This window comes from Oxobacter pfennigii, assembly GCF_001317355.1.
GTDB classification, from domain to species: Bacteria; Bacillota; Clostridia; order Clostridiales; family Oxobacteraceae; genus Oxobacter; species Oxobacter pfennigii.
This window is the reverse complement of sequence record NZ_LKET01000032.1, coordinates 387872-409461: the sequence shown is the minus strand read 5'-3', so window position 1 is coordinate 409461 and position 21590 is coordinate 387872. Positions and strand designations below refer to the sequence as shown.

At 37.9% G+C, this 21590-nt stretch carries 24 protein-coding genes; 20 read left to right on the top strand and 4 right to left on the bottom strand.

The genetic code is table 11. The features are described from left to right. Window positions 1–35: 35 nt before the first annotated feature. From OXPF_RS12105 to OXPF_RS12065, 10 genes are all read left to right on the top strand, one after another. On the top strand, window positions 36–719 hold the full coding sequence (locus OXPF_RS12105; protein WP_054875466.1) for a response regulator transcription factor: 684 nt from the start codon (window positions 36–38) through the stop codon (window positions 717–719). Window positions 720–722: 3 nt separating this feature from the next. After that, window positions 723–2183 (top strand): sensor histidine kinase, encoded by a 1461-nt coding sequence (locus OXPF_RS12100; protein ID WP_054875465.1) that lies wholly within the window; start codon window positions 723–725, stop codon window positions 2181–2183. Between the two features lie 15 nt (window positions 2184–2198). Then, entirely contained in the window at window positions 2199–2774 is a 576-nt protein-coding gene (locus OXPF_RS12095; protein ID WP_054875464.1) for a GNAT family N-acetyltransferase, read from the top strand. 26 nt (window positions 2775–2800) lie between these two features. Continuing rightward, a complete protein-coding gene (locus OXPF_RS12090; RefSeq protein ID WP_054875463.1) occupies window positions 2801–3556 on the top strand; it encodes an MBL fold metallo-hydrolase in 756 nt (251 codons plus the stop codon). A 316-nt stretch (window positions 3557–3872) separates the two neighbouring features. After that, entirely contained in the window at window positions 3873–4058 is a 186-nt protein-coding gene (locus OXPF_RS12085; protein WP_054875462.1) for a hypothetical protein, read from the top strand. An 86-nt stretch (window positions 4059–4144) separates the two neighbouring features. Next, on the top strand, window positions 4145–5626 hold the full coding sequence (locus OXPF_RS12080) for an MFS transporter (RefSeq protein WP_054875461.1): 1482 nt from the start codon (window positions 4145–4147) through the stop codon (window positions 5624–5626). A gap of 30 nt (window positions 5627–5656) precedes the next feature. Beyond that, window positions 5657–6829: a uroporphyrinogen decarboxylase family protein gene (locus OXPF_RS12075; protein ID WP_054875460.1), complete on the top strand. Its 1173-nt coding sequence runs from the start codon at window positions 5657–5659 to the stop codon at window positions 6827–6829. An 18-nt stretch (window positions 6830–6847) separates the two neighbouring features. After that, window positions 6848–6994: a hypothetical protein gene (locus tag OXPF_RS22790; RefSeq protein ID WP_162838565.1), complete on the top strand. Its 147-nt coding sequence runs from the start codon at window positions 6848–6850 to the stop codon at window positions 6992–6994. A 162-nt stretch (window positions 6995–7156) separates the two neighbouring features. Then, window positions 7157–7858 (top strand): hypothetical protein, encoded by a 702-nt coding sequence (locus OXPF_RS12070; RefSeq protein WP_054875459.1) that lies wholly within the window; start codon window positions 7157–7159, stop codon window positions 7856–7858. 59 nt (window positions 7859–7917) lie between these two features. Next, entirely contained in the window at window positions 7918–8154 is a 237-nt protein-coding gene (locus tag OXPF_RS12065; protein WP_054875458.1) for a hypothetical protein, read from the top strand. Window positions 8155–8283: 129 nt separating this feature from the next. Here the strand turns inward: OXPF_RS12065 and OXPF_RS12060 are convergent, their stop codons facing one another. From OXPF_RS12060 to OXPF_RS12050, 3 genes are all read right to left on the bottom strand, one after another. Next, window positions 8284–8967 (bottom strand): TetR/AcrR family transcriptional regulator, encoded by a 684-nt coding sequence (locus OXPF_RS12060; RefSeq protein WP_054875457.1) that lies wholly within the window; start codon window positions 8965–8967, stop codon window positions 8284–8286. Between the two features lie 134 nt (window positions 8968–9101). Beyond that, complete coding sequence (locus OXPF_RS12055) at window positions 9102–10280, bottom strand: MFS transporter (protein ID WP_054875456.1); 1179 nt, start codon at window positions 10278–10280, stop codon at window positions 9102–9104. Between the two features lie 248 nt (window positions 10281–10528). Beyond that, a complete protein-coding gene (locus tag OXPF_RS12050; protein ID WP_054875455.1) occupies window positions 10529–11623 on the bottom strand; it encodes a TetR/AcrR family transcriptional regulator in 1095 nt (364 codons plus the stop codon). Between the two features lie 327 nt (window positions 11624–11950). On the opposite strand from OXPF_RS12050, the gene OXPF_RS12045 reads away from it, so the two are divergent. The 4 genes from OXPF_RS12045 (at window position 11951) to OXPF_RS12030 (ending at window position 16214) form a co-directional block, all read left to right on the top strand. Continuing rightward, window positions 11951–12589, top strand: coding sequence for a cobalamin B12-binding domain-containing protein (locus OXPF_RS12045; RefSeq protein ID WP_054875454.1), 639 nt, complete (start codon window positions 11951–11953; stop codon window positions 12587–12589). Then, on the top strand, window positions 12590–13945 hold the full coding sequence (locus OXPF_RS12040) for a uroporphyrinogen decarboxylase family protein (RefSeq protein ID WP_054875453.1): 1356 nt from the start codon (window positions 12590–12592) through the stop codon (window positions 13943–13945). It begins immediately after the preceding gene. 191 nt (window positions 13946–14136) lie between these two features. After that, window positions 14137–15123, top strand: a complete 987-nt coding sequence (locus tag OXPF_RS12035; protein ID WP_054875452.1) for a uroporphyrinogen decarboxylase family protein — start codon at window positions 14137–14139, stop codon at window positions 15121–15123. 47 nt (window positions 15124–15170) lie between these two features. Beyond that, window positions 15171–16214: a uroporphyrinogen decarboxylase family protein gene (locus OXPF_RS12030; RefSeq protein ID WP_054875451.1), complete on the top strand. Its 1044-nt coding sequence runs from the start codon at window positions 15171–15173 to the stop codon at window positions 16212–16214. A 135-nt stretch (window positions 16215–16349) separates the two neighbouring features. On the opposite strand, the gene OXPF_RS12025 is transcribed toward OXPF_RS12030, so the two are convergent. Beyond that, entirely contained in the window at window positions 16350–16805 is a 456-nt protein-coding gene (locus OXPF_RS12025) for a ferritin family protein (protein ID WP_054875450.1), read from the bottom strand. 225 nt (window positions 16806–17030) lie between these two features. Here OXPF_RS12025 and OXPF_RS12020 point away from each other — a divergent pair, with 225 nt between their 5' ends. From OXPF_RS12020 to OXPF_RS12000, 6 genes are all read left to right on the top strand, one after another. After that, window positions 17031–17669 (top strand): cobalamin B12-binding domain-containing protein, encoded by a 639-nt coding sequence (locus OXPF_RS12020; RefSeq protein ID WP_054875449.1) that lies wholly within the window; start codon window positions 17031–17033, stop codon window positions 17667–17669. Next, complete coding sequence (locus OXPF_RS12015) at window positions 17670–18827, top strand: uroporphyrinogen decarboxylase family protein (RefSeq protein ID WP_054875448.1); 1158 nt, start codon at window positions 17670–17672, stop codon at window positions 18825–18827. A gap of 14 nt (window positions 18828–18841) precedes the next feature. Then, window positions 18842–18985, top strand: coding sequence for a hypothetical protein (locus OXPF_RS22785; RefSeq protein WP_162838564.1), 144 nt, complete (start codon window positions 18842–18844; stop codon window positions 18983–18985). Between the two features lie 136 nt (window positions 18986–19121). Next, window positions 19122–19514: a pyridoxamine 5'-phosphate oxidase family protein gene (locus OXPF_RS12010; RefSeq protein ID WP_054875447.1), complete on the top strand. Its 393-nt coding sequence runs from the start codon at window positions 19122–19124 to the stop codon at window positions 19512–19514. A 181-nt stretch (window positions 19515–19695) separates the two neighbouring features. Continuing rightward, entirely contained in the window at window positions 19696–20883 is a 1188-nt protein-coding gene (locus OXPF_RS12005) for a sensor histidine kinase (RefSeq protein ID WP_054875446.1), read from the top strand. Next, on the top strand, window positions 20861–21508 hold the full coding sequence (locus tag OXPF_RS12000) for a response regulator transcription factor (protein ID WP_054875445.1): 648 nt from the start codon (window positions 20861–20863) through the stop codon (window positions 21506–21508). Before OXPF_RS12005 ends, OXPF_RS12000 begins: the two co-directional genes overlap by 23 nt. Window positions 21509–21590: the final 82 nt, after the last annotated feature.

Sequence of the window (21590 nt, the reverse complement as noted above, 5' to 3'; positions counted from 1 at the left end):
TTTTGTGTGATATTATAACATCGAGGTGGGTTATGATGGCTAAAGTTTTAATATGTGATGATGAAAGCGCCTTAAGATCCGTTTTAAAAAGGTATGCCATATTTGAAGGCCATGAAGTTTTCGAAGCCGGCGACGGTATGGAAGCCGTTGAAATGTGCCAAAAAATTCAGTTTGATTTAATCATTATGGACATAATGATGCCTGACCTGGACGGTTTTTCCGCAGTGAGACGGATAAAAGAGTTTGGGGATGTGCCTGTACTCATGCTTTCTGCAAAAGGAGAGGAATATGACAAGCTTCGGGGATTTGAACTTGGAATAGATGATTATGTGGTAAAACCATTTTCTTCAAAAGAGGTCATGATGCGTGTAAATGCCATATTAAGGAGAGCTGCTAAATCAGCTGTACAGGAAGAAAAGGACGATCATGAAATTTTTATAAAAGACGGCTTTGAAGCTGATATGACTGCTTACAGGGTATTTATAGATGGCAGGCAGGTTAATCTGGCACCAAAGGAATATGACCTTCTTTTTTTCTTAATACGCAATAAAAATATCGCTGTAGCAAGAGAGAAACTTCTAGATGAGGTATGGGGTTACGATTACTATGGAGATGCCAGAACCCTCGATACCCATATAAAGCTTTTAAGGCATTCATTGGGTTCATATGCCGGACTAATCACTACGATACGCGGTGTGGGATACAGATTTGAGGGATAAATTATGAATATAAACAAACTGCACTTAAAGTGGAAAGTATTTTTATTTTTGTCCGGTTTTTGTGTCCTTCTTCTAACGATTTTATGGATGTTTCAAACGGTTTTTTTAGATTCCTTTTACAGGAATATTAAAATAATGCAGATAAAAAGCGGTGCCAATTCCATAGTTGATAATATAGACAATAAAAATCTTTCAGAGCTTATCACCGGCATATCCAAGGACTTTAACGTAAATATAGAAGTCATTGATGAAAAGGGCCATATTTTGTATCTGTCCGATGTACTAAATGACAGTGTGATTTTCAAGATGTCGGATTTGGATAGGCTGGCTTTGATTTTAGGCGCTCAGAATCAAAAGGGTGAATTTTATGAATATGTGACTGTACAGCCGCCCCGCCGCCCCGGGAGGAACGAGGGCTTTACAGGAAGGCTGCCTTTTCATGAAGAGCGAGCCATGCAATCCCTTATATATGTAAAACTGGCAGTTGATTCCTCAGGGCAAAATATAGCTGTTTTTATGGAATCTGTTATCACCCCTTTAAATGCTACAGTCCAGACCTTAAGGTATCAGCTTTATTTTATCACCGTCATTATGATAATACTTGCAACCATACTGGCTTTGATTATAGCAAAACAGGTATCAAAGCCCATAGAGGAAATAAATAAAAGTGCTAAAGAGCTTGCAAAGGGAAATTACGGTATACATTTTGACGGCAAAGGATTCCTTGAGGTAAGCGAACTTTCAAATACCTTAAATACCGCAGCCCACGAACTAAAAAAGGTGGAAGACTTGCGTCAGGAACTGCTGGCAAATATTTCTCATGACCTTAGAACCCCCTTAAGCCTTATATACGGCTATGCCGAAGTTATGCATGATTTTCCAGATGAAATAACAAAAGAGCAGACGCAGATTATAATGGATGAAACTCAAAGGCTTAGTTCACTGGTTAACGATGTGCTGGACATTTCAAAAATGGAATCGGGGATGCAAAAGATAGACAAGGTTCCGTTCAATCTAACAAAAAGGGTAAAAGAGACAATAGAGAGAATTGCCGAGCTTACAAGAAAAGACGGCTATCAGTTTAATTTTAAATATGAAGAAGAGGTCATGGTATTTGCCGATGAAATCAGCATAATTCAGGCCTTTTACAACCTCCTTGTCAATGCTATTAACTACACCGGTGAAGATAAGGTTATTGAAGTTGACCAGGTTATATCAAATGAAACCGTGAGAATTGGAGTTTCCGATACGGGTAATGGAATTGCATCTGAGGATTTGCCTTATATCTGGGACAGGTATTATAAAGTTGATAAAAAACATAAGAGAGCAGTGACGGGAACGGGACTGGGGTTATCTATTGTTAAAAAGATAATGGGCTTACATGACGGAAGCTATGGCGTAGAGTCTCAAAATGGACAGGGCAGCACTTTCTGGTTCAGTCTGAAATATGAAAAGATAATGTAGAAAGAAGGTTATACAATGGACGAAAATATTTTAATAAGAATGGCATCTTCAAAGGATGCAAAGGAAATTTTGGATATTTATGCTCCTTATATAAGGGATACTGCCATCACCTTTGAATATGATGTGCCCACAGTTGATGAATTTGCACAAAGGATTAAAGACACTTTGAAAATGTATCCTTATATAGTTGCAATAAAAGATGGCAATATAGCAGGTTATGCCTATGCCTCTGAATTTAAAAAGAGAGCTGCCTATGACTGGGCAGTTGAAACCTCCATATATTTAAAGCAGGGTTACAGCGGCAAAGGTCTGGGCAAAAAACTGTATCTTGCCTTGGAGGAAATTCTAAAAAAGCAGAATATAATAAACTTAAATGCCTGTATAGCTTATGCATCGGCTGAGGATGCCCATCTTGGCAATACCAGCATGAAGTTTCATGAGCATTTGGGATATAAATTGACAGGTCATTTTAATAAATGCGGCTATAAATTTGGTACCTGGTACGATATTATCTGGATGGAGAAAATTATCGGAGAGCACTTTGAAAATCCTGCGCCTGTAATACCCATAACTCAGCTGAAGGTATTTTAATTAACTAAATGGAGGATACAATCTTTATGAAATTGCAGTTGATAAGAAATGCCACCATGGGTATTGAATATAATAAACACTTATTTTTAACAGATCCTTATTTTGCTGAAAAACTGAGCATGCCGACTTATGCAGGAAAATCAAAAAATCCTTTGGTGGATTTGCCTTTTTCCACGGAAAAAATAATGGAAGGGGTGGAAATAATTTTACTATCACATGTTCATTCCGACCATTTTGATCAAACAGCACAAGCTGTAATTCCAAAAGAATTCCCTCTGCTATGTCAGCCCGATGATGAAACACGCCTTAATGGAAAAGGCTTTTTAAACGTAAATCCCATATATGACAAGTGTGATTGGAAGGGAATTTCAATTAATAGGGTATATGGTAGGCATGGGACAGGCGAGGTTTTAGAGGAAATGGGACCTTCGTCGGGATATCTTTTAAAAGCAAAAGGAGAACCAACAGTATTTTGGGCAGGAGATACTGTTTTGTGTGACGAGGTAAAGTCATTTTTAATTGAAAATAAACCGGATATTATAATTGTACATGCTTGTGGTGCTGAATGGGGAAATCATGTAAAAATAGTGATGGACGAATATCAGACTGAAGAGCTTTTAAATTTGCTTCCTCAAAGCATTGTTATTGCAGTACATATGGAAAGCGTTGACCATGCAACAGTATCAAGAAACCGCCTTTGTAAATACGCAAAGGAGAAGGGAATGGATAAAAATAAGCTTCTCATACCTCAAGACGGAGAAGTAATTGACATTACTATTTAGAGATTATTTATATAAATTAGAATAAATATGTTACTCATGACTAATTTTATATAATAATCATATTTAATGCAGCTCTCTGAAATGTATTTAAATTTAAAAATAATATATTATGTTGCTTTATATTCGCAATGTATGGAATATGACGGGTTTTCATTTTGTATAATAATTCATGCTAATAATTGTTGAAATTACTTGGAAAAAATTATACAATTAGTATAAATTATGTATAACTAAACTTACAAAGCATAATTTAAGCCTGCCGTTTTCCATATTCAATTATGATTAAGAAAATAGATTCCGGACTATTATAGAAATCATGATTACAATTATAAAAATCTGTTTAAGAAGGAGGGATAAAATAGCTGAATCCGGATATCCGAATGGACGGCAGGAGGATGGAACTTATGATGAATTAGAAACGGTTGAAAGTAGTTTTATCATAGGAAACATCGCAACAGCTGAAGAAGGCATATTCCGCTTTATAATGGACCTGGTACTTTAGTAACGTAATAATGTACGAATTTCATATGTTCTTTTGCACCTATTCTAATGAAAAATATAAGAATATTATTTTATTAGGAGGTCAATATGGATAATTTAGTAAAAGAAACTAATACCAATGACCGGCAAGAGAAAAGGGATAAGCTGACCAGAAACTTATACAGCCTGCCTGCTTTCGGCTCGGCAGCCAGCATGGCATTTTTTTCTTCATATCTTGGAATGCTTTTCACGGACATTTATATGATCCCAGTAGTTTTATCGGGGGTGCTGGAAATGATGAGGTCATTGATCGGATGGTTATTCGGCCCCACTTTCGGAATTTTCTTAGACAGGGTAACTTTAAAGATAGGAAAATATTGGCCCTGGGTTTTAGCAGGTACCATAGGCACAAATGTACTGACAGTTATAACCTTTGTATTGCCTTCAATGACGGACACACCTCAAAAATTTGCTTTTCTGGTATTTGTACTTGGCATATTGATAGCATTATTCACTCCACTGCTCTCTATTTCCTTAGTATCCTTTTACCCCAGATTGTCTTCCGACCCTAAAGTAAGATCCTATCTTGCAATAGGTCAAAAAGTAGGTCGTGACGGCGGAAAAACCATATGGGGCTTGATCGTCCCGGTGCTTTTGGTACATTACACCAAGGCAGGCGGTTCAGATGCTGCTGGATGGGCATCAACGGCATATGTAATCGGCGCCTTTACAATTATTCTTAACGCCGGGTATGCATTTATATTAAAGGGCTCATCCATTGAAAAAGAAGCAATTGCAGCAAAATATGATGCAAATACAAAGAAAAAACCTCAGATCCCCTTGTCAGCCATGTTAAAAGGTATAGTAACAAATAAAGCACTCCTTTCGATGTTCTTATTTCTTTCTATTCACAAGATTTATTACTTCTTTCAGATTCTCACAGCTTCTTATTTCTTTAAGTATGTGACGCAAGACTTTTCTTCCATGGGAACATTCATGCTGTCCTTCAACCTCTGTGCAGTGGTAGGAGCGGTATTCGGAGTAGTGTGGGTAAAGATATTCAAGGATTCCAAAAAGGCATTTGTGGCAGGAGGCGTAGTCCACATAATCATTTTAGGTTATATGACATTATTTTATAAAGGCATGTCAACAGGTGTCTTTATTATAGTTGCAGGAGCTGCTAGCTTCTTTGCCGGAGTAATAGAAGCTTATCTTATGCCAATGTTTGCCGCAGCCTCTGACTGGGGAATGTGGAAGACCGGTGTCAGGTCTGACGGTATCAGCATGGCTGTATTTTCATTGTGCATAACCGTTGCCACCTTTTTCTCAACCCTTATAAGAACAGCTCTTCTTGCGGCAGCAGGATATGACGGCGCAGCCTATGCACAGGGAGCAATGCCAAATGAAGCAGTTTTGAATGTCATTGGAAACTTTCAGACCTTATATCCCTTCATACTGGGCATAGTGGCCTTTGGCATAGTATTGTTCTTCTATCCAATGGATGATAAAAAGCTTGCAAAAATAAAGGAAGAGATAGATGCAGGCAGAGTAGGAGAACTTGCCAATAAGGATGCCATTAATATTGCATAAATTATTTTAAAACAAAAAGGAGGAATTGATTTGAATTGTGATGTATTAGATGTATTAACAGAAACCTCACAGGATAAGAATCAGAATTTTATCGATGTCTATGAAGGAAGAATTCCTAAAAGGATACCAATGTCCGTCGGTGTTGACGGCGCAGCAGCAATTGAGTATGCAGGGCTGAACCTGATTTTAGATCAGTACAGCGCCGAAAAAATGATTGAAGCCATAGACTTCACTAACGGACTTTTTGATACAGATACATTGGTTGGCTTTTCAAACAGGCTGCCTTCATTTTATAAAATGCTGGGTGCTAAAAACTATCAGATGGGTGCAGACGGCTACATGCAGCATCCCAATGTCTACGGCATGGAGCCGGAGGATTACGATGATTTGATTAAAGATCCGGTAAAGGTTTGCTGGGAAAAGGTGCTGCCAAGATTCTACGATGAGCTGGCAAAACCATATCCATACAATGTTATTGCCATAACCAAAATGCAGAGCTCAATGCAATCAATTATGAGCAAGGTTGGTCCTGCCATGGCGAAGCTGTCGGCTAAATACAACAAAACCACCCAGAACTTCATGGCAGGAAGGACAAGGGCTCCTTTTGATTTATTGGCAGATACCTTCAGATCATTTACGGGCGTAAGCTCTGATATAAGAAGATATCCGGAAAAGGTTTTAGCTGCCGTTGAAGCCTTGTATCCGCTATGCCTAAAGCTTGGAATGCCAAAGGCAAAACCTTCAAGGACTGTGCTTGTTGGTATAGCACTTCACATGCCTACATACATGAGGGAAAAGGACTTTCAGAAATTCTGGTGGCCTACTTACAAGAGGCAGGTAGAGGAGTATGTCAATGCCGGATATAATGTTTCCATGTTCTGCGAGGAAAACTGGATGCGATACCTTGATTATTTATACGAGCTTCCGGCAGGCTGTGAGCTTCAGTTTGAATACGGAGACCCAAAAGTTATAAAAGAAAAGCTAGGCAAGAAGCATATAATTCAAGGCTTGTTCCCAATGTCAATATTAAGGACAGGAACGGTGGAAGATACGATACGGACTGCCAAGGAGTATATTGATATACTGGCTCCCGGCGGGAACTATATTTTCGGCATGGATAAGAGCATATTAAGGGCAAAGGATGCCAAGATAGAAAACCTGCAGGCCCTAATAAGAACCGTCAAGGAATACGGCAGGTATTAAAGAGAGGAGAATGGCACTATGGAATTAAAATCAGAATATTATAAGTCCCTGGAAGAAAACCTTGAAAAATACGGTATACCAAAGGAGGCAGCCGAAACCGCAAAAGACAGCGTACAAGGCCCCGAGGAAGCGTTATTAAGCCTTTTGTCATTTTTAATAACCTGATTGAAAAGAGGATGTGTCTATAGTATAAACTGAAGACACATCCTCTTCACTGTTTGGCATATCTCTTTATTTATTAACAACTTCAATTATTCTTAAGATAAGTAATTTTGCTGCTTCATCTGGAGAAGCTAATATAATGAATAACTGTGGAGGTTTAATTATATGAAGATAATAGAACTTGAGCCGGATTTTATTTTAGATGAAGATAGTGAAACAGAAATTATTCATATATATGAGGTGCATGAAGATATAGCGTTGGGATTTTTTTATGCTAAGTATAAATATCTATCTTATGATTTTAAAGGGAATAAGATAAAAAATAAAGATGATTATATTAGAACGAAATCCATTTGGCATATTAATTTGAGAGATAAAATAAAAAATCAAGTTATACCGTTTGGCAGTTATGATATTAATATAATAGGAAATTATTTATATTTTACACAAATAATAGATAAAGATGATGATGGCCTTCTAAAAGATGACTATTATCATGGTGATATTTATAGAGTCAATATTTATAACCATCAAGTTGAATTTTGTTGTTGTATTGAGCCGTATATTTTTCATGGTTTTGAAGCAGCCAGTGAGCAATTTTTAGTATTTCGCTCTGAAGATCGCATTCCAAATATAGAAGAAATAGTGTTTGTTGATTTGGTTCATAAGCAGAAAGCTGTACTCCTCAATGATTGGCATAAGGGAGAGATGGGATATAGGTTTATTTCTGATGAACATGGAATTCCCATTTATGTTTTAACAAAAAGATATGTTGATGTACGTGAAATTGGTTCTGATAAAGATAAGCTGGGATGTTTCAATTGGACTGGTTTTTTAAACAAACTTGAATGGAGTAAATATTTATAGATGAAAACATCACCGGAGTACAATTTTCTCCTGTATATCAAATAGGTAAGGAAAATCAATTGATAGAGAATAATTATCATTTAAATTTGCAGGAAGGGATTGGAGAAGTTGCAGAGCCTTCTAAAGTAGAAAAAGGAGAGAAGTGTCCTGAATGTGGTTTTTACAATAAGTTTATCTGTAAAACACTATTATATTTTAAAAGAGATACATGGGCAAAGAAGGATATATGCTTTACAAAAAATTGGTTTGGAGAGCCACCGTCTTGGCAAGGGAAATGGAGAAAAAACAGTGGATAAAGATATAAAAATTCAATCAAATCAGCCTCCTATTTGATGTACTTTGAGAAGGTAGTCTAATAGGAGGCTTAAATTTTGGAGTCCGCAGATGAAAACTGATCTGACTGTGATATTGATTACGTTCAGATCTTAGTATGTTTCGGATATAACTTCGAAATTTTGTCCTATTTTTATATTGATGCGCTGAGCCAAGAATCTTGACTGTTCAACCAAGGCTTCTATCTGATATACGGGAAGCTCCAGCATATGAAACAACATCCTGATGGCATAATCGGCGATTTCCTCGACATCGCATTTTAAGAAACCGGAAGCATAGGCCTCGCCGAGGGATCTTGTTACGCTTATGCCGCAAACCTCATAAAATCTCAAATTCAAATCAGATATATTGGGATTTATGAGGCGTTTTTGAAGAGCATAAAAATGGTCCCTTCTTGGGTTTATATCCTTATAGGTTTGAATTTCTTTTGAGCTTTCAATATCAAAATTTAAAAGCTTTGGATTTTGCAGTTTCAAAAGAAGATTGACTCGGTTTTCTACAGCAATGCCTATATCAAGGCTGTAGGATTTTTCTCTTATATACAGCTGCTTCGCAATGGAATTGCGAAGCTCCAGCATATATTCGGTCATAATCTCGGAAGCCAGGTCTGCCTTTGAACCGAAATAATAGGTAATGAGTCCGTTGTTAACCTTGGACTCATTACTTATTTGTGCCAGAGTGGTGGCCTTATACCCCTGCTCATAAAAAAGCTTCTTTGCAGCTTCAATCAATTTTCTTCTGTTTTCAGTGTTGGATTTCTTATTTAAATTATTCATTCCAGCCTACCAATAAACTAATATTTTTGCTTTTGAATGGAATTCATTCATAAATAAGGCAATTTATTACTATAAGAATACATTGTTGATTGGGTGCTGTCAATAAATAATCACGTGTTAAAGTATAATTGATTTTATTCCATGGCCGGCTGTGCGGCTTTCTTGCCCATCCCTATATTTACAAATATATATATTGCTGCCACAATAATTAACCCTGCAGCTGCAAATAAGAATTTTATTTCTTCAGCTCCATTGAATAGCTTATTGACAATTGGGTTTACTATTAAAGGTGATATAAACATTCCTATGCTGCTGGCTGCATTTGTAATTGCAATAGCAGTAGCATTTTTAGCAGGCGATGTAACTGCGGAAACAGTAAACATGGCTGTCGGCATCATGGTCGAAAGCCCGAAGCCTGACAGTATGCCTGCTATAAATATTGAGGGAAGGCTGCCGGAAGTATATATAAGGAGCATTCCCAATGCAGTTGCACCTATTGACACTGCCATTACATAGTTTTTAAGCAATTTTTTAAGTCTTCCGTAAATTACTCCTGTGAAAGCTCCTGCTCCTGTCATAACGGAGTTTACCAAACCTGTTGTTGAAGCATCGCCTAAATTGTTATCGCTTATAAACATTGCGATATTGGTCTGGAATATACCTAAAAGGGTGGAAAACAGGAACAATATAAAGCATATATAGTACACCGTTGTGCTTAATTTGTCACTGCTGTTATTTTCGGATTTATCTGCTTTAACGGGTTTATCATCCGGAAGGTTCTTAGCTACAATAAAAATTACCGGGATTAATATGATGTATACTAGATATGCATAGTTCCATTGAATTCCTGCCAGCATAGCAGATATAAAGAGTATTACCATACTTCCGCCGTTTACAAAGGCTGACTGCAGCCCCATTAATGAACTGCGCTCATCGCCTGTAAAATAATCGGCAATGAGAGACATAGTTAAAGTGCCGTTTATGCCGCTGGATATACCTACCAATACACTGGAAAAAAGCAGTATATAGATATTCACTTTACCAAAAACAAGGGCTAAAAATCCGCCTGCCAATGCCAGAACCAAGCCATAGAGCACCAGCGATTTTTTAGATACTCTTGATGATAAAGGGCCTGACATCAAGGATATCACCATTCCTACAAGGGAAGGTATAGTAAGAACCATTTGTATAACCGATTTGTCTATATTGGGAAATTGGGCTGCAATGTCTGCGAGGACTGCTGATGCAATCAGTGTAATCATAACGACTGATGAAATTGCTAATATTGCTGCTCTTATTTTTTGTTTATTCATTTTTGGTTTTTCCTCCTAAATATATTAAAAACTATTTAAATGCTCCATTTTTTTTGGAGACAAATAAATAGTTTCTTAATTTTAATTTTTCTTTTATTATATTATCATCCGCTTATAAAATTAAATATAACAAAACTGTATATAATTTTAAAAAACATGTCCGGTTAAAAGTTAAATTACTGTTAACCGGACATATTGATAAACTTACATTCAGCATGAAATTTCAGCTTGATTTGAAAGTTATGATTCTAATAGAAAATAAAGGCGCATTGTGTAGTCACATCATCTTCACCATTATAATGCATGTTGAGCTTGCGTATGGTTTTCATTGCATCTATATTAAAAGCCTCAAATTTATCTGCATCAATTGAACCTGTATCGCCACAATTATCTTTAAAGCTGGTCACAAGAAAACTTTGGTTGAATTTATCCTTAAGTTCGGTATATGAGCTTTGAATAAGGCCTTTAAAGTCTTCCATACTGTTTTGAATACCTTTTATATCTACGGGGTTATTGAGTTTATAATATTTTATCAGAATTATTGTCTTGTCATACTTCTTTTTTATATCATACTTTATATCTTTTTTTGCTGTATCTCCGCCTATAAACTCTATATCGTTTATAAAAACAGTTTTACAGTGGTCAAATACATAGAACTTTTTGCTTGCAGTCACATATTCGGATATTTTATCATTTAAAACAAGGATATTTAAGCCATCAAATGATAAAAGATTTATTATCCTGTCGGCACGTTTAATTGAATTAGAAAGCTCATCTATGGGTATGTTTAAAAAAAGATTATAGCAGGATACCAGGTGGTGGTTTATATTTTTAACGTTAAAAGGAATATCGCCGTTTGCAAAGTCGGCCATTATTTCCCTTGCAACACCCCTGTAGAAATAATATCTGAATTTTTTAAGCTCATCGTAAACATATGTTTTGTCCTTGTATTCGGCAGCATCCATATAAAAATCCAGAGAATATCTGCTGGGCATATCCACATCGGAAGAAGCAAAAATATTATCATTGAAGGCATCCACCAGCATTCTGGCAAGCCTTGGGTCGTTCAGCGCCGTATGAAGCTGGATTTTAGGATAGAGGACGATTATATCAATAGGCGATAATTCACTTTTGAATAATTCTATGGCCTGTCTTAAATCATTCACATATGCTCTCATTATATGAACAAAAATATCTCTTTTATTTATAAAATGATGAAATAATACCGAGGTTGAAATCCCTGCGGCATCTGAAATATGTCTTACAGGTGTGTTGTTGTAGCCGTTTTCATAAAATAAGGCCTTTGCTGTTTCCAGTATTTTTTGTTTTGTCTCGTGTTCCATATGTACCACCCTTCCTATGTAAAATATACCACAAGTGTTATTTTGGAACAACAAGAAGGTGTGAACATGTTCTACAATTAATTGACATAGTTCGGTACATGTGATATCTTTTGATTATAGAAGTTTTACGACACATAGTTACATTTTTATTTGTATATTCTTTTCATTATAATTTATGTAGAACCAATCACAAATATCTATATCTTAAATTCACCACCGATTTTTGCATTAATCTTTCCAACAGTTTCAGTACAAGCTTATTCTCATTTTGTGTTTAATGACATTTATAGGTGTCATTGAAAATAAAAAAGCGGGAGGTAAAAAGTTATGGTGGACTTAAAAACACTGACAGGTGCAGTGGGAGAACTTGATGAAGAAAGGGTATTAGAAATCCTCAACGGGTTTGTTTCTACAAATCCATCTGAAGAAGAAGCCCAGAAAGTTGTTGCGGCTTGCCAGAGCGGAATGGCGATTGTAGGGGATTTATACGAGAAGGGAGAATATTTCGTAGGAGACCTTATTTTTGCCGGCGAGTTACTGACCAATGCAATCAATACATTAAAGCCTGTATTGGGAAATACGGGAAGTGCAGGAGTAGGTACCATAGTTTTAGGTACAGTGGCAGGAGACTTGCATGACATAGGAAAGAACATATTTAAAAGCATGTCAGAAGCCGCCGGATTTACAGTCGCGGATTTGGGAATTGATCAGCCGGCCAGCGCCTTTGTGGAAAAGGTTAAGGAATTGAAGCCTGCAGTTGTTGGCATGAGCGGCGTTTTAACTCTTGCATTAGAAGCCATGAAAGAAACTGTTGACGCATTAAAGGAAGCCGGAATAAGAGACAGCGTTAAGGTAATAATCGGAGGAAATCCCGTTACGAAGGAAGCTTGTGTACAAATAGGAGCTGATGCCTTTACTACCAATGCAGCAGAAGGCGTTAAAATTTGTCAGGGGTGGGTGAAATAAATGAGTGATGTAAAGGAATTGCAACAGGAGAGAATAGGCATATTTAATGACGTGCATGACAATAAGGTTCCAAAGAGGGTGCCTGTAAATTTGTCATTATCCTTTGAGGCTACAGCTCAGTTTGCCGGTATCGATATAGCAGCTGCCCAGTGGAAGCCATCTTTAGCATCAGAAGCTGCAGAAAAGGTATGCCAGACACTATACTCTGACAGCTGCCCCACGGGAGGGTCATTAAGATTTCCTTCGTTTTATGAAATACTTAAATCCCAGTCCTTTATTATGGGGTCCAACGGATTTATTCAGCATCCTGAAGTTGTGGGCATGGATCCCGAGGATTATGATTATTTGATAGAAAATCCTTATGACTGCCTGTTGGAGCGGGTTATCCCAAGACAGTACAAAGCTCTCAATTTGAATGACCCTATTTCAATGGCAATAAGCCTTACAAAAAGCTATCTGGCTTATCAGGCCGATATGGGCGAAGCCATGGGTAACGTCATCCCCCTGGTACAGAAATACGGATATTACCCGGGAAACCCGGGAGGATTTGCAGAAGCGCCTTTTGATTATCTGGCAGACCAGTTAAGAAGCTTTAAAGGCATTAACATGGATATAAGAAGAATACCCGATAAGGTAGCAGCAGCCTGCGATGCATTGTATCCCATACTCTTAAAGAAGGGGATGCCTTCCGTAATAACCAAGTATTCCAGAGTTACTTATCCTTTGCATATGCCTACCTTCATGAGGGAAAAAGATTTTGAAAAATTATGGTGGCCAAGCTTTAAGCGGCTTTGTGATACTTATGCTTCCATGGGCGTTGGAAACCAGTTGTGGTGTGAGGATAACTGGACCCGCTATATAGACTATTTATATGAACTGCCAACAAATACGGTATTGATATTCGAATACGGCGATATGAAACAGATAAAGGAGAAGCTTGGCAAGAAGCATATTATAACAGGCTTATTCCCACTGGCACTTTTAAAAGCCGGTACAAAGCAGCAATGCATTGACAAGGCCAAAGAAATGCTGGATATTTTAGCCCCCGGCGGGAAATATATCTTCAGCTTAGACAAGATAGTCATTTCAATCAATGAACGTGAAATGGAAAATTTAAGTGCCGTTGCCGAATATGTGAGGGATAACGGGAAATACAGCAATGCAGGTGAAACTGCCGGCATGGAATTCAATAAGGAAGATTACAAGACAGATATGGGAAGGGCCTTTGAAAGCAAGTATTACAGCACCTGGGAACAATACAAGAATATGAACAACAGAACATCGGATATCGGAAAAGATAAGCTTCAGGGCTTGGAAGAAAGGTTGTTCCAATATTTCACATCATTATTAATTTAATATAGTTATTTATAAGTAACGGCTTTTAAATCTGCGGAGTGCTTTAGGGCACTCCTTTTTAATTGCTGTAAACTAAATTTTTTTAAGTTAAGATAAATTTGTAATATTGTATTTGATATGAAATTGACAATAGTCATACATAACAATTATACTTAAATTGTAATGTAAGGTAATTTATAGGAGGTAGATGCATGTTAAGCAAAAAAGAAAATCTGCTGGAAACATTAAGAGGCGGAAATCCCGACAGGTTTGTCAACCAGTTTGAAGCCTTCGGAATTGTCATGGGAGATCCAATATCAGCAAAAAGCCCGAGGCCCGTACCCGGTCAGGAAATCGTCAACTCCTGGGGAGTAACCATAAGATTTCAGGAAAATACTCCGGGGCCCTTTCCGGTACACGATGACACTCACAAGGTAGTGAAAGGCATAACAAAATGGAAAGAAACTGTACATGCCCCATCCCTGGAGGTTCCCGATGAAGCCTGGGATGACTGCAAGGCTCAAGCAGCTAAAATTGATAAAAGTGATAAATTTGTAACTGTGTATGGAATCCCCGGCATCTTTGAACAGCTCCATTACCTTATGGGTATGGATGACACATTGATGAACTTCTATGAAGAACCGGAAGCCATGCATGAACTCATCGATTACATAACCAACTGGAAAATAGCCAATGCAAAACTCGTCTGTAAGCATATCAAGCCTGAAGCCATAATACATCATGATGATTGGGGAAGCCAATTAAATTCCTTTATGTCACCTGAAATGTTCGCCGAATTCATCGTACCTGCTTATAAAAAGCTCTACGGATTTTACAAGAATAACGGAGTCCAACTGATAGTACACCACAGCGATTCCTATGCTGCCAATTTAGTTCCTTATATGATTGAAATGGGAATTGATATATGGCAGGGATGCATGACAGCTAACAATGTTCCTGAACTGGTCAAAAAATACGGCAAGCAGATTACCTTCATGGGTGATATAAATAACGGCGTAGTTGATAAAGCTGACTGGACACCGGAATTGATAAAAAGGGAAGTAGAGCGGGCCTGCAAAAATAACGGCAAATTGTATTTCATACCCTGCTTGGTTGCAGGAGGTCCTGGAAGCACATATCCCGGCGTTTACGATGCGGTAAGCAAAGAAATAGAAAGAATGAGCCGGGAATTGTTCTAAAGTAACATTATCATTTAGCAATAATATTTTATAAAGGAGAGGTATTAATGGCAAAGTCAAAACTGACTCCAAAGGAAAACTTTATGCGCGTAGTCAATGGTGAAATGCCCGAATATGTTCCCCACTGGACAATGGGATTTCCCGCTTACAACGACGAGCCGGTATTTAAAATGGTAGGACCCAATATCTGGGGAAGGCCTGCCATGCCGGGACCGGAAGGAAGATACGACATATGGGGAGTACATTATGTTGCAAATGAAGAAACAGGCTATGGCGGTATACCTGAGCCCAATAATTTCATTCTTGATGATATAACAAAATGGCATGAGGTTATCAAGGCTCCCAAGTCGCTGGATGCAAACGAAATTGACTGGGAGCAGCAGGCTAAAAAAGACATAGAAGAATCTAAAATTGACCTCACCCAATCAGCAGCTATGGTCACGATTCCACTGATGCCCTTTCAGCAGCTTATTGCATTCATGGGTTTTACAAACGGACTTTGTGCACTTTATGAAGACCCTGAAACCTGCAAGGAATTACTCAATTTCTTAGCTGATTATTATGTGCCTTTTATTGATAAATCAATCGAATATTATAAACCTGATATGGTATATTTGCTGGATGACACAGCGGCTAAAATGAATCCCTTTATTTCCCTTGAAATGTACAGGGATATATTCAAGCCCATATACTCAAGGCTCACAAAAACAGCCGTTGACAGAGGCATACCCGTTGAGTACCATAACTGCGGAAGATGCGAGGATTTTATGGAAGATGCCTATGAATTTGGAGTGAGAGTTTGGGATCCGGTACAGACATCCAATGATATATTAGCAACTAAAGAAAAATTCAAAGGAAGAATAGCCATTGCAGGATGCTATGACTGGAAGGTTCCGGATACCTGGCCGGAAGTAAACGAGGAAGAAGTGCGTCAGACTGTAAGGGATATGATAGATAAATATGCGCCCGGCGGCGGTTTCGCAGGCGGTGCCAACTGTTTAGGCAAGCTTGACGACCCCGTTGTTAAACAGGTTAATCAGTGGCTGAGCAGTGAGGTTTATTTATACGGAAGAGATTATTATATAAAGTAAATAATAAAGTTAAGGGGCTGTTGCGTTTTAAACAACGTAAATGTATTGTGAGAGCCTTAGAACTTGCGAACTCGACCATAGCAATGCAGTGTTTAAAATGCAACAGCCCCCTATTTATGAGCCTTTAATTTAGTTCTACCACACTTCAGCGTAGGCTGCGTTGGTGTATATATCCTCTAAACGGGTTTTATGGCCTTCCTCCATTTTGGAAAGCTCCAAGAAAATATTCTTTTGTCCGTCGTCGTCGCTTATATCGGCAAAGCTTTTATACATATTCATTGTCTCTTCTTCTTTTTTCATGGCAAGTCCTATCGCATCGGCGAATTTCATATCCGGTGAAAACTTTGGAGTTTCTACTGTTTCAGATATTTTATAGTTTGTCGGTCTATTAAACCTCAAAGGCTTATCCTCATTATTAATAAAGCCTTCCAGTATTTTTTTGTGCCTTAATTCTTCTTCTGCCAGCTTTTCAAATATGCTTTTCAAATTTGCATCCTTTACCTTTGAAACTGCATAGTCATAAAATTCATAGGCTTCCACTTCATTTTCAATAGCCAGTTTTAAAATATCCTTGTATTCTTCTGAGTTCATATTTTTCCCTCCATATCCTTTTAATTGGTTAGGTTCATAATATTATACCATTCTTCAATAGTCAATATTCAAAGTTAAGGGAAGGGGACGGTTAACAATTATTTATCGTCAGCAGACAGTGATTAAAATATGGAAAATTATAACATAACTTGTATTGACAGCCAATTGGGTTATGATAATATTTAATTGTAGTACATGCTATAAAAATATATGGGAGGTATTAATATGCTGGAACTCAATGTTTTGACACAATCAGTAGGTGAGCTGGATGAAGAGAAGGTATTGGGCATGCTTAATGAATTTATAGCTTCAAATCCTTCAGAACAGGATGCTCAAAAAGTAGTATCTGCCTGCCAGAGCGGCATGGCAATTGTCGGAGACCTCTATGAGAAAGGCGAATACTTCGTAGGCGATCTGATTTTTGCTGGTGAGTTATTGACAAATGCAATTAACACTTTAAAACCCGTTTTGGGTAATTCAAGCAGCGAGAGCGCCGGTTCCATAGTTTTAGGAACTGTGGCGGGAGATTTGCATGACATCGGGAAAAACATATTTAAAAGCATGTGTGAAGCCGCAGGCTTTGAAGTTACTGACTTAGGCATTGATCAGCCTGCAACTGCATTCGTTGAAAAAGTAAAACAATTAAAACCTGACGTTGTAGGCATGAGCGGTGTTTTGACTCTTGCATTGGAAGCCATGAAGGAAACTGTGGATGCACTTAAAGAAGCAGGACTCAGGGACAGCGTAAAGATAATTATAGGAGGAAACCCGGTTACAAAGGAAGCTTGTGTACAAATTGGGGCTGATGCCTTTACAACTAACGCAGCAGAAGGCGTTAAGATTTGTCAGGAGTGGGTGAAATAAATGAGCGATGCTATGGTTCTCATGAAAGAAAGAAATGAAATTTGTGCAGATGTTCTTGATGGAAAGATTCCAAAGCGAGTGCCTGTATATGCGCTTATAACCATGGAGTTTGCAATACAATACGCCGGCCGTGACTTAACGGAATCACAATGGGATACCTCCGTTTTGGATGATATTTTTGACAGGACCTGTGCTGACTTTTATTCAGACAGCATGCCTATTTCAGCCTTCAGATTCCCCTCATTTTATAAATTGCTGGGGGCAAAGAATTTTGTGATGGGTTCAAACGGATTTTTGCAGCATCCCGAAGTTGAGGGTATGGCAGAGGAAGATTATGATGCATTTATTGAAAATCCCTACAATTGCATAATAGAAAGGATATTGCCCAGGATATACTCTGAACTAAATACCGATTCAAGCAGCAAGGCACTTGCTCTTACAAAAGCATTCAAAGCTTATCAGGACGATATGGGAACAGCAGTAAATTTATATGGAAAGCTCATCGGAAAGTACGGCTATTGCAGTAATGTAAACCTCTTTGGAGGATTCTGCGAAGCTCCCTTTGATTTCGTTTCGGACCAGCTTAGGGGATTTAAAGGCATATCAAAAGATGTAAGAAGGATACCTCAAAAAGTAAAGGCAGCTGTGGAAGCTGTTGCTCCATTGATGCTTAAAATGGGAACACCGGTTAATCCAACACCATATAATGCTACATTTATACCCCTTCATATGGCACCATATATGCGTGATAAGGATTTTGCCAATTTATACTGGCCTACCTTTAAAGAATTGTGTGAAAACCTGGTAAAGGCAGGGGGAAGGAATTTCATATTCGTCGAGCAGGATTGGATGAGATATTTGGATTACCTGTATGAATTACCTGAAGGCACCGTCATGATGTTTGAGTACGGTGATGCTAAAACCATTAAAGACAAGCTTGGCAAAAAACATATTATTTCAGGTTTGTATCCTCTAACCTTGCTAAATACCGGAACCAGGGAAGAATGTATCGATAAGGCAAAAGAGCTTATTGATATATTGGCACCCGGCGGAAAATATGTATTCAGCTTCGATAAAGTACCTGTAACTGTAGACAGCGTAAAGGTTGAAAACTACAGGGCGGTGCTTGAATATGCAGCACAAAATGCTAAATATTAAAGGGGGATTTGTATATGGAAACCAAATACTATAAAAACTGGCAGGAGTATATGGCCCAGCATACCGAAATAGATGAAAAGCAGGCAGCAGTTATGGCTCCAAAGCTTCAGAGTTATGAAGAAATGCTCTTCTCATTTATTATGTTCCTGTGTGTCTAATGAGCAGTATTCAATAGTATTAAATTGCATACCTACTACATAAAAAATGCCTACTTGATAATTATACCATATATGATATATTAAACTCAGTAAAAGGATTGGCAATCAATCCCCAAATGAAATGGAGGTATTAAACATGCAGGAAGTTTATGATTTTCTGAAAAAAAGCGGGGTTTATTATCTTGGAACAGTAGATGGAGATAAACCAAGAATGCGCCCCTTCGGAACGGTGGATATATTTGATGGCAAGCTTTATATCCAGACAGGAAAAGTAAAGGACGTTTCAAAGCAAATGCATGCAAATCCTAAAGTTGAAATATGTGCTATGACAGGCGGCGCCTGGATTCGTTTAGAAGGCGAGGCTGTTTTGGATGACAGGCCTGAGGCTCAGGAACACATGCTTGAAGCATATCCCGGACTGAAGGGCAGATATGCTGTAGGTGACGGAAATACAGAGGTTTGGTATATTAAAAACGCAACAGCTACTATTTATGCAAACAACACCGAGCCTAAGATAATAAAATTCTAATTATATTTTCTACATAATTTATTAATTGGAACAACATAAAAAAGTAATTATGATCTTTGAACATAATTACTTTTTTTGTTTTTCTGCAACTGAATATATGCAGTGCTGTGATATTATGGAAGTAAAGCCCTGAGTAATGTATAATATTTTCAATGGATGGAGTTAAGAAGGTGACGGGACAATGGAAAAAAGACAAAAACTTTTTTTATATTTACTTAAAACCACTGTATTAACTATATTATTCTTTGCCGCTGTTTATTTTGAAAACGCACAGCAGCAAAGGCTGTTTGTGCTTGCTGCTCTCTTTATACTTTATCTCTTAACAGGATTTGCAAGATGTTTTATCAACCGTGAAAGCTCTTTTCACCATCTGTCATTTATTCTTGATATAGCATTTGTATATATACTGGAGCAAAATTCAAGACTGCTTATAAATTACACATTTCATACATTTTATATAAGTATAATACTTGAAGCTGTCCTTTTGCTGGAGTTTAAAAGAGGGATGATTATAGGAGCAGCTGCAGTACTTATATCCATGATTAAATACGGATATCTTATTTACTATAGATTCAGCCTCTCAAATATATCTCAGATGGCCTTCTTTATGATGGTCAATGTACTGGTATTATTAAGCGCGGGCTTTGCAAAGCATAACAGGGAGGAAAAGAGAAAAAAGGATATTCTTTATACGGAGCTTTTGGATGCTCATAAGAGGCTTAAGCGGTATATATATGAGGTTAACCGTCTTACCGTAGTCGAAGAGAGAAACCGTATTGCAAGAGATATACATGATACATTAGGCCACAATATGACTGCGCTTATTATGCAGCTTCAGATGGCAGAACACTTTTTAAATGAGAATGCTTCAAAAGTAGAAAAAATGATAGTTGATGCAAAAGCCACGGCAAGAGACAGCCTGTCAGGAATAAGAGAAGTGGTGGAAACATTAAGAGGGTCAGACACTGTTCTTTTTTCGCTGAAAGATATTAAAAATCTTGTCCGCGAATTTTCTCAAAAGACAGGGACTGGCATTAAACTTGATATTAATGGTGAGGACACAATAAAATGTTCTGCAGCCAATATGGTATTATACCGGATATTGCAGGAGGCTATGACCAATTCCATAAGGCACGGCAAAGCTTCCTGTATTCAGATAAAACTCGATTATGCTGTTAGTTCCGTAGAGTTTTACGTGATAGATAATGGCGTGGGTGCAGAGGATATAAAGGAAGGCTTTGGGATTAAAGGTATAAAAGAAAGGGTGGCAGCCTTTGGCGGAGAGGTGGAGTTCGGAGGCAATAATGGGTTTTATATAAAGGGTATTTTGTATTTGGAGGGAGAAAATGATAAAAGTACTGTTGGTTGATGACCAGGATATTTTGCTGGAAGGGCTTAAACTCATTTTGGGAAAAGAAGAGGGTATAAAAATATGCGGTACTGCCGGAAATGGGAAAAAAGCATATGAAGCTTGCAAATGGAACAGGCCCCACGTAATCCTTATGGATATAAAAATGCCTATGGTTAACGGAGTGGAAGCCACAAAAATGATAAAGAAGGATTTCCCTGATGTAAAGGTAATAGTGCTGACTACTTTTAACGATGATGAATATATATACGATGCTTTAAAAAACGGAGCATCGGGATACCTTTTAAAGGATGCTTCGCCTTCGGAGATAGCTGCAGCCGTACGAACGGTACATAATGGCGGAGCTCTTATCCAATCAGAAATTGCGGTAAAGGTTATAAATAAATTTTCCGAGCTTGCCCAAAGTAACCCCAAATCCCATAGAGATTCCAGGGCTGAGCTTTTAACGGAGCGGGAAATTGAAATTTGCCGTCTTTTAGCAGAAGGCAAGAATAACAAAGAAATTTCCGACATGCTGTATTTAAGCGAAGGTACGGTAAAGAACCATATTACAAAAATCCTCGTAAAGCTTGACCTGCGGGATAGAACTCAACTGGCAGTGTTTACAATAAAAAATAATCTCTAAGACGGCTATGCCGTTTTTTTTGTGCAAAAAGTCACAGGCGGACATGTAAATATATGATTTTTGATACAGGAAAACTATTTTT

Bases quoted from the DNA above. Each gene is read 5' to 3' on its own strand.
- OXPF_RS12105 (WP_054875466.1), top strand. From the start codon at position 36: ATGGCTAAAGTTTTAATATGTGATGATGAAAGCGCCTTAAGATCCGTT.
- OXPF_RS12100 (WP_054875465.1), top strand. From the start codon at position 723: ATGAATATAAACAAACTGCACTTAAAGTGGAAAGTATTTTTATTTTTG.
- OXPF_RS12095 (WP_054875464.1), top strand. From the start codon at position 2,199: ATGGACGAAAATATTTTAATAAGAATGGCATCTTCAAAGGATGCAAAG.
- OXPF_RS12090 (WP_054875463.1), top strand. From the start codon at position 2,801: ATGAAATTGCAGTTGATAAGAAATGCCACCATGGGTATTGAATATAAT.
- OXPF_RS12085 (WP_054875462.1), top strand. From the start codon at position 3,873: ATGATTACAATTATAAAAATCTGTTTAAGAAGGAGGGATAAAATAGCT.
- OXPF_RS12080 (WP_054875461.1), top strand. From the start codon at position 4,145: ATGGATAATTTAGTAAAAGAAACTAATACCAATGACCGGCAAGAGAAA.
- OXPF_RS22790 (WP_162838565.1), top strand. From the start codon at position 6,848: ATGGAATTAAAATCAGAATATTATAAGTCCCTGGAAGAAAACCTTGAA.
- OXPF_RS12070 (WP_054875459.1), top strand. From the start codon at position 7,157: ATGAAGATAATAGAACTTGAGCCGGATTTTATTTTAGATGAAGATAGT.
- OXPF_RS12060 (WP_054875457.1), bottom strand. From the start codon at position 8,967: ATGAATAATTTAAATAAGAAATCCAACACTGAAAACAGAAGAAAATTG.
- OXPF_RS12055 (WP_054875456.1), bottom strand. From the start codon at position 10,280: ATGAATAAACAAAAAATAAGAGCAGCAATATTAGCAATTTCATCAGTC.
- OXPF_RS12050 (WP_054875455.1), bottom strand. From the start codon at position 11,623: ATGGAACACGAGACAAAACAAAAAATACTGGAAACAGCAAAGGCCTTA.
- OXPF_RS12045 (WP_054875454.1), top strand. From the start codon at position 11,951: ATGGTGGACTTAAAAACACTGACAGGTGCAGTGGGAGAACTTGATGAA.
- OXPF_RS12040 (WP_054875453.1), top strand. From the start codon at position 12,590: ATGAGTGATGTAAAGGAATTGCAACAGGAGAGAATAGGCATATTTAAT.
- OXPF_RS12035 (WP_054875452.1), top strand. From the start codon at position 14,137: ATGTTAAGCAAAAAAGAAAATCTGCTGGAAACATTAAGAGGCGGAAAT.
- OXPF_RS12030 (WP_054875451.1), top strand. From the start codon at position 15,171: ATGGCAAAGTCAAAACTGACTCCAAAGGAAAACTTTATGCGCGTAGTC.
- OXPF_RS12025 (WP_054875450.1), bottom strand. From the start codon at position 16,805: ATGAACTCAGAAGAATACAAGGATATTTTAAAACTGGCTATTGAAAAT.
- OXPF_RS12020 (WP_054875449.1), top strand. From the start codon at position 17,031: ATGCTGGAACTCAATGTTTTGACACAATCAGTAGGTGAGCTGGATGAA.
- OXPF_RS12015 (WP_054875448.1), top strand. From the start codon at position 17,670: ATGAGCGATGCTATGGTTCTCATGAAAGAAAGAAATGAAATTTGTGCA.
- OXPF_RS22785 (WP_162838564.1), top strand. From the start codon at position 18,842: ATGGAAACCAAATACTATAAAAACTGGCAGGAGTATATGGCCCAGCAT.
- OXPF_RS12010 (WP_054875447.1), top strand. From the start codon at position 19,122: ATGCAGGAAGTTTATGATTTTCTGAAAAAAAGCGGGGTTTATTATCTT.
- OXPF_RS12005 (WP_054875446.1), top strand. From the start codon at position 19,696: ATGGAAAAAAGACAAAAACTTTTTTTATATTTACTTAAAACCACTGTA.
- OXPF_RS12000 (WP_054875445.1), top strand. From the start codon at position 20,861: ATGATAAAAGTACTGTTGGTTGATGACCAGGATATTTTGCTGGAAGGG.